Source organism: Rhodococcus sp. EPR-134, from assembly GCF_001647205.1.
In the GTDB taxonomy this organism is placed as follows: domain Bacteria; phylum Actinomycetota; class Actinomycetes; order Mycobacteriales; family Mycobacteriaceae; genus Rhodococcus_F; species Rhodococcus_F qingshengii.
On record NZ_LVCT01000073.1, the window covers coordinates 1 to 7194 of the forward strand.

7 protein-coding genes are annotated in these 7194 nt (G+C 61.5%); 4 read left to right on the forward strand and 3 right to left on the reverse strand.

The window, feature by feature from the left end; translation table 11 throughout:
* Both A2J01_RS03665 and A2J01_RS03670 read left to right on the forward strand, forming a co-directional pair.
* A partial coding sequence (locus A2J01_RS03665) for an ACT domain-containing protein (protein WP_156519148.1) occupies positions 1-654 on the forward strand: 654 nt, incomplete at its 5' end.
* 6 nt (positions 655-660) lie between these two features.
* Positions 661-1695 (forward strand): aspartate-semialdehyde dehydrogenase, encoded by a 1035-nt coding sequence (locus A2J01_RS03670; protein WP_042447794.1) that lies wholly within the window; start codon positions 661-663, stop codon positions 1693-1695.
* 62 nt (positions 1696-1757) lie between these two features.
* Here A2J01_RS03670 and A2J01_RS03675 read toward each other — a convergent pair whose 3' ends face one another.
* Both A2J01_RS03675 and A2J01_RS03680 read right to left on the reverse strand, forming a co-directional pair.
* Entirely contained in the window at positions 1758-2099 is a 342-nt protein-coding gene (locus A2J01_RS03675) for an Imm51 family immunity protein (protein ID WP_003943507.1), read from the reverse strand.
* Positions 2100-2142: 43 nt separating this feature from the next.
* A complete protein-coding gene (locus A2J01_RS03680; RefSeq protein ID WP_007731498.1) occupies positions 2143-2793 on the reverse strand; it encodes a TetR/AcrR family transcriptional regulator in 651 nt (216 codons plus the stop codon).
* Between the two features lie 149 nt (positions 2794-2942).
* On the opposite strand from A2J01_RS03680, the gene A2J01_RS03685 reads away from it, so the two are divergent.
* Both A2J01_RS03685 and A2J01_RS03690 read left to right on the forward strand, forming a co-directional pair.
* Positions 2943-4724, forward strand: a complete 1782-nt coding sequence (locus tag A2J01_RS03685; RefSeq protein ID WP_064111978.1) for an acyl-CoA dehydrogenase — start codon at positions 2943-2945, stop codon at positions 4722-4724.
* A gap of 1 nt (position 4725) precedes the next feature.
* Positions 4726-5658, forward strand: a complete 933-nt coding sequence (locus A2J01_RS03690) for an oxygenase MpaB family protein (protein ID WP_007731493.1) — start codon at positions 4726-4728, stop codon at positions 5656-5658.
* A gap of 87 nt (positions 5659-5745) precedes the next feature.
* On the opposite strand, the gene A2J01_RS03695 is transcribed toward A2J01_RS03690, so the two are convergent.
* Positions 5746-7041 (reverse strand): HNH endonuclease signature motif containing protein, encoded by a 1296-nt coding sequence (locus A2J01_RS03695; RefSeq protein ID WP_064111980.1) that lies wholly within the window; start codon positions 7039-7041, stop codon positions 5746-5748.
* Positions 7042-7194: the final 153 nt, after the last annotated feature.

Here is a 7194-nt window from a genome sequence, read left to right on the forward strand (position 1 = left end):
GCAGCGTGTGGTGCGAAGGTGCTCATGCTCCGGTGCGTCGAGTACGCCCGTCGTTACAACGTGCCTGTGCACGTCCGTTCGTCATACACCACCAAGCCCGGAACAATCGTGTCCGGATCGATGGAGGACATTCCTGTGGAAGAGGCCCTGATCACCGGAGTCGCGCACGATCGCGGCGAAGCCAAGATCACCGTTGTCGGATTGCCGGACACACCGGGACACGCTGCCAAGGTGTTCCGCGCAGTCTCCGATGCCGAGATCAACATCGACATGGTGCTGCAGAACATCTCCAAGGTGGAGACCAACAAGACGGACATCACCTTCACGCTTCCGACGGCCGACGGCCCCCGCGCCGTCGAGATCCTGACCAAGCGTCAGGAAGACATCGGCTTCACGCAGATCTTGTTCGACGACCACATCGGCAAGGTTTCCCTGGTCGGCGCCGGAATGCGGAGCCACCCGGGCGTCACCGCCACGTTCTGCGAGGCGCTGGCCAAGGCAGACATCAACATCGACCTCATCTCGACCTCTGAGATCCGCATCTCAGTGCTGGTCAAGGACACCGAATTGGACGACGCTGTACGTGTCATCCACGACGCTTTCGGGCTCGGTGGCGAAGAAGAAGCAGTAGTACACGCTGGAACGGGACGGTAATTTCTCATGACGACTATCGCTGTTGTCGGTGCGACCGGTCAGGTCGGCATCGTCATGCGCACTTTGCTCGAAGAGCGGAACTTCCCCGCGGACAAGGTGCGGTTCTTCGCATCTGCACGCTCCGCCGGTAAGAAGCTGCCCTTCCGCGGCGAAGAGATCATCGTCGAGGATGCGGCCGCCACATCGGATGAGGACCTGAAGGGCATCGACATCGCCCTGTTCTCAGCCGGTGCGACGCTCTCGCGCGCCCAGGCTCCGCGCTTCGCTGCTGCCGGCGCGACCGTTGTCGACAACTCTTCGGCATGGCGCAAGGATCCCGAGGTTCCCCTCGTGGTCAGCGAGGTCAACCCGCAGGACACGAAGAACCTGGTCAAGGGCATTATCGCGAACCCCAACTGCACCACCATGGCAGCGATGCCGGTGCTGAAGGTTCTGCACGATGAAGCCGGTCTGCAGCGTCTGATCGTCTCCAGCTACCAGGCCGTGTCCGGTAGCGGCATCGCCGGCGTCGAGGAACTCCTCGGCCAGGTGCGCGCCGTAGTCGGAGACGCGGAGAAGCTGGTTCACGACGGCAGTGCCGTCGACTTCCCGGCCCCGAACAACTACGTCGCCCCCATCGCGTTCAACGTCCTGCCGCTGGCAGGTTCGCTGGTCGACGACGGAAGCGGCGAGACCGACGAGGATCAGAAGCTCCGCAACGAGAGCCGCAAGATCCTCGGACTTCCCGATCTGTTGGTTTCGGGTACGTGCGTGCGCGTTCCCGTCGTGACCGGGCACTCGCTCGCGATCAACGCAGAGTTCGCCAACCCGCTCTCGGTTGCTCGCGCCAAGGAGATCCTCGCCGACGCTCCGGGCGTCGAGCTGGTCGAGGTTCCGACGCCGCTGGCCGCTGCCGGTGGCAACGCGTCGCTGGTCGGTCGTATCCGTCAGGATCCGGGTGTCCCGGAGGGACGCGGACTCGCGCTCTTCGTTTCGGGCGACAACCTGCGTAAGGGTGCCGCGCTCAACACGATTCAGATTGCCGAGCTGTTGGTCGGCTAGATCTTTCGTTCGGTACCGGCCCCGCACCTAGGTGTGGGGCCGGTGTCGTTTCGACAGGCGCTCTAGTCGAGTTCGGAAATGGCGACCAGGCCACCGAGGTACTCGGCATCCGAATACGCTTTGGCGAGTAGCGCTCCGAGCTCACCGAGAGCTCCGTTGTCGCTGCCGTACGCAACAAACATGCCCGCTTCGGGATCGGTGCCGAAGCGGCCCTCCAGATGCGGTGCATCGCGGCCTACCACTGCGTGGGCGACCGACGCCCAGTCGTAACCGGAGCCTTCGAAACCCTCTACCTGCTCGAATATCGATGCCACCTTGCCGAAATGCTGGTCGGTGAGCATCAGTGACCAGTTGCCCGGAGACGTTTCGAAAAGCTGTAGCGGTTCGATCGATGGTGATGTCATGCGTGTATTGAAGCAGATCCGACCGACAGGTTTCAGTCGGCCGCTAACGCCCGACCGATTGTGCGAGAGCCACGGCAAAACTGGAAAGTCGTTCTCGGGTATAGGTTTCGGGATCACTGACGGCCAGTCGTCCGAGCATTTCGGCGAACGACATCATGGTGTGTGCGAGGAGAACCGGATCAAGGCCTTCGAGCTTCGACTCGAGGGCAATCCCGGCGCGGGCCAGTTCTTCGGCGCGGGCGAAGACAGCTCCGCGAGAGAGCTTCAACAAGCCGTGATACTCGCTGGGGGCGTTCTCGACAGACGTCAGAATCAGGCGCCAGCGCGTCGGGTTCTCCAGTACGGCGTCGACGAAGGCGCCAACGGTCCCGGTGTACGACGCCGCTGGGCCGAGTTCGCTCAGATCTGTCGGCATGGTTTCGAGTACCTGAGCGATGGCTCGCTCGTGCTCGCGGCGCAGCAGTGCAGCGACGAGATCGGTCCTGGTATCGAAAATCGTGTAGAGGACGGGCTTGCCGACACCGGCTTCGGCAGCGACGGATTCCATGCTGAGGTTGTGCAGGCCAACGCGGCCGGTGACCTCGAATGCTGCGTCGAGGAGCTGCTCGCGACGTTGCTCCGGCGCCATGCGAGGGGCGTACTTGCGCCGCGGTGTATCCGTTGCGTCAGCTTGTGACCTGGTCATCGTGTGCATCACCTCCGGTCTCACCCTAATCTGCCTGCCACTTCTTTGTGAATAATGCGCAACCGTTGTATTCATCGTCTGCAATTGTTACGGTGGCGTTGTATTCGAATGGTGCTCAGTGAGGCGCCTCTGCCGAGATCTCGAGGAGAACAACCGCTATGACAGCGTCGACCTCTTTAGTGCCGAATGATCTGCTGCTCCATCCCTCCACGTACGATCGGCCGGAGTTCGACGCGACCACGCGGAGACTGCTGGGCGCGACCGTCGACTGGTTCGAGGCGCGTGGAAAGAACCGACTCCTGGCCGACTATCACGACAAGATCTTCTACTCCGATTTCCTCGATTTCGCGGCGAAGGAAGGTCTGTTCGCCACATTTCTGACGCCCGCCCGCGACAGTGGTGGCGACTCTGACAAGCGCTGGGATACCAGTCGTATCGCCGCGCTGTCCGAGATCCTCGGCTTCTACGGACTCAACTACTGGTACCCGTGGCAGGTGACCATCCTCGGTCTCGGGCCGGTGTGGCAGAGCGACAACGAGACGGCAAGGGCGCGAGCAGCTTCCGCTTTGGCTTCCGGAGGCGTTGCGGCATTCGGACTGTCCGAGAAAGAGCATGGCGCGGACGTCTACTCCACGGACATGGTCTTGACACCCAACGGCAGCGGCGGGTACCTGGCCAGCGGTTCGAAGTACTACATCGGAAATGGCAACTGCGCCAACACGGTCTCTGTCTTCGGCCGTGTCGACGGAGTGGAGGGCACTGATCAGTACGTCTTCTTCTACGCCGACTCGGACCATCCGGCATTCACCGTGGTGAAGAACATCGTTCCGGCGCAGATGTACGTAGCGGAGTTCTCACTCGTCGACTATCCCGTTGCGGCAGAGGATATCCTGCATACCGGCGAGGCAGCATTCAGTGCCGCACTCAACACCGTGAACATCGGAAAATTCAACCTGTGTTTCGGCGGAATCGGTATGTCGACTCATGCCTTGTACGAGACGATTACCCACGCGCACAATCGAATCCTGTTCGGCAATCCCGTCACGGCGTTCCCACACGTACAACGTGAATTCGTCGACGCGTACGCGCGCCTGCTGGCGATGAGGCTCTTCTCGGATCGTGCGGTGGACTACTTCCGCACCGCATCGCCCGAGGACCGCCGCTACCTCTTGTTCAATCCTGTCACCAAGATGAAGGTGACAACCGAGGCACAGAAGGTGATCGGACTGCTCTCCGACATCGCTGCGGCAAAGGGCTTCGAGAAGGACAGCTACCTCGCGGTGGCCAAGATGGATGTCGACGGGCTGCCCAAGCTCGAGGGGACCGTCGCCGTCAATCTCGCCCTGATCGCCAAGTTCATGCCGGCGTACCTCTTTGCCCCCGAGTCGTTTCCGGCGATTCCGACGCGCAACGACGCAGCCGACGACGAGTTCCTGTTCCGTCAGGGTCCGGCACGGGGGTTGTCGAAAGTTCGATTCGACGACTGGCGAGCGGTGTACGCGAAGTTTGCGGATGTTCCCAACGTTGCACTGTTCGTGGAGCAGGCAGAAGCGCTCGTGACCCTTCTAGCCGAAGCTGCACCGGATGCGGCGCAGCAGGTCGACTTGGACTTCGGCCTTGCGATCACCGAACTCTTCACCCTCGTCGTCTACGGCCAGTTGATCCTCGAACAAGCCGAGATCTTGGGATTGGATGAGGAGCAGCGGAACGGTGGGGTGCTGGATCAGATCTTCGATGTCCTGGTCCGCGACTTCAGTGCTGCAGCGGTGGAGTTGTACGGAAAACCCAGCGCCAGTGAAGATCAGCAACGGTTGGCACTCGCATCTATTCGGCGCCCCACGTTCGCGGCGGAGCGATTCGAATACGTCTGGCAGCAAGTAGTCGCCTTGTCTGGTGCCTACGAAATGAACGGTGCAGGGTCAACGAACGGGGAGGAATGAAATGTCTGAACTGACGATGAATCGACCGCGTGAGGATTACGGCTTCTTCGGCCCAGGATCACCCAGTTGGAAGATCTGGGCCGCGCCGACAGCGCTGATCGGGTTCCAGCGGTCGGTGGTGCTCGAGCACTTCGACCCCTTCTTGGCTGCCGCAGTGGCAGACATGAGCGGGATTTACAGCGATCCGGCCGGGCGACTCGACCGAACCTTGGCGTACTTCCTGACCGTCGCCACTGCCGACGGGCGGACGGCATTGGCCTTGTCCGACCACCTCATGACAGTTCATGCTCAGGCCACGGGCATTGAACCGATCACCGGAACTCGTTACAGCGCAAACAATCCGGCGTCACAGCTCTGGATCCACGTGACGGGTTGGCATTCGGTGCTCAAGTGCTACGAGATGTATGGGCCGGGCCCGCTTTCAGCTGTCGAAGAGCAGCGGTACTGGGAAGAATGCGTGATCGCTGCCGAACTACAGACATGCAAGACCTCCGACGTTCCACGCTCCCGAGAAGAGGTACGTGAGTACTTCGCTGAAGTCAGGCCCAGATTGTGTACCTCCGAGCGTGCCAACCGGGCGATGCACTACTTGTTGAGAACACCGAGAGCGCAGGGGAAGACGAAGTTCGCGACATTCAGCCGATTGGTCGCGCCGGCCACTATCGCGACTTTGCCCGGCTGGATGCGAACCATGGGTGGGTTCGATCAGCCAGCGTTGTTGGACAGAGCAATTGCGCCCGCGGTGCGAACGGCAGTCCGGTTGGGTAGTTCACCGAAGAACATGACCACTGCTCTGAAAGTCATTGCGCCGATGACGGGCAAGGTGTTGGAGCGCCACCTGCGTGACGAGCAACCCCTGGACCCGAGAGTTGTCACGCCAGCGGAGATTCGGGAGCGATTCCCGCGAGCCGCCAAGGTTGCGCAGGCCGTCTGACGGGTTCGCCACGGTCTGTGGCACCGCATCGGGGGGATCCCTTCGATGCGGTGCTCGGCCGTGTTCTGTTGTGCCTGAGGTTCGTTCTCAGGTTTTGAATGTGGTGTTCGCCGGGCGCGGTTGCTGCCCGGGGTCGATCGAGGGCGGCGGGATGAACCAGGGTTTGTTGTCGACTCCTATTCGGATTTCCCATTTCCCGACGAACCCGGATTTGCGGTGCATCAGTCGGTGATGTGAACGGCACAGCAGGACCAGGTTGTTCATCACCGTCGGGCCACCGTTGGCCCAGTGCTTAATGTGGTGCGCATCGGTCCAGGCGGGTACGCATGTGCAGCCGGGGAAGGCGCAGCCCTTGTCTCGGGCGATCAACGCCACGCGTTGTTCGGCGGTGACCAACCTCTTTCCTGGTTGCGCATCGAGCGGTGCGCCGTGATCGTCGAGCAGAACAGTGGAGAGGAAGCAGTCACACCCGAGGAGTCTGGTCTGCGATACGGACAGTGGCCCGAGCCAGGGCATGTGCCCGACATCAAGATCCGACGCAGACTCTTCACCATCAGAAGAGGCGGCGCAGTCTCGGTGCTCGGCCAGATCCCGTGCGTTGATGTGCACGTTCACGTGCGGGCGTTGCCCACCATCGAAACCGGTTTTGGCGCAATCGAGATAACGGCGGATCAGTTCGGTGAACCCGTCCGCGGTCCGCTTCGCTGCGGACCGAGAATCCGGGGTTCCATCGGGTGCTGGGGTGGGCATCGTCAGATTCGACAGGGCCGACAGCAACATTTCACCGGTGAGGGCGTCGAAATCGCCGCGCACCACCACTCGACCGTTCAATGTCGACGCGATCCGCAGCTCATTCCGGTCGACGTCTTCGGCGGGCGGGATCTCATCGGATTCGAAGATTCGCTCCAAGGTCGCGATCACGTTCCGCACTTTCGTGGTCGTCGCTTCCACGCCCGACGCAGCCGCAAGCAGTAGGTCGATACAGCGAGGGAGCGCCTCCTCCGGCATGCCCTTCGGTGGTGATTCACAGAACGCCACGATCAACACGGCATGATCGAACGAGCAATCCCCGCCATCGAACCGAGCCGCCACCGCCGGAAACGGCCGCAAAGCAGCACCCAACGCGGCGATCTTCTTCCCGTCCCGAACCTGCAGCATCGTGTTAGCCGCCAACCACGCACCCACCCCGCGGCTCGCAATCACCTGATCATCCGGGCGCAACGACAACTCGTCCACCACCGCCACCCGCACAGCCTCGAGACGCAGAATCTCCGCACTCGCTTCGACAGCAGCAGCGCGCAACTCGGCAGCAGACAACCGCCACAGACGTCCGCGTAACCCCACCGCAGAACCAGACACCACGTCCGACAACAAGACACTCATTGAATCCCCCGATCCCCTCCCCAAATCATACTCGAACATGCGTTCGAGTCAAGGGCATATTCGAATCTTCGGCTTCTCGCAAAGCTGCAAGAGTGCATCCGTTGTCCGCAAACGTGTTTCGCCGGGACGGAGGAGGTCGTCGAGTACGGCGAC

What these genes read in the sequence shown, in the direction of transcription:
- A2J01_RS03670 (WP_042447794.1), top strand. Translation starts at nt 661, where the DNA reads ATGACGACTATCGCTGTTGTCGGTGCGACCGGTCAGGTCGGCATCGTC.
- A2J01_RS03675 (WP_003943507.1), bottom strand. Translation starts at nt 2,099, where the DNA reads ATGACATCACCATCGATCGAACCGCTACAGCTTTTCGAAACGTCTCCG.
- A2J01_RS03680 (WP_007731498.1), bottom strand. Translation starts at nt 2,793, where the DNA reads ATGCACACGATGACCAGGTCACAAGCTGACGCAACGGATACACCGCGG.
- A2J01_RS03685 (WP_064111978.1), top strand. Translation starts at nt 2,943, where the DNA reads ATGACAGCGTCGACCTCTTTAGTGCCGAATGATCTGCTGCTCCATCCC.
- A2J01_RS03690 (WP_007731493.1), top strand. Translation starts at nt 4,726, where the DNA reads ATGTCTGAACTGACGATGAATCGACCGCGTGAGGATTACGGCTTCTTC.
- A2J01_RS03695 (WP_064111980.1), bottom strand. Translation starts at nt 7,041, where the DNA reads ATGAGTGTCTTGTTGTCGGACGTGGTGTCTGGTTCTGCGGTGGGGTTA.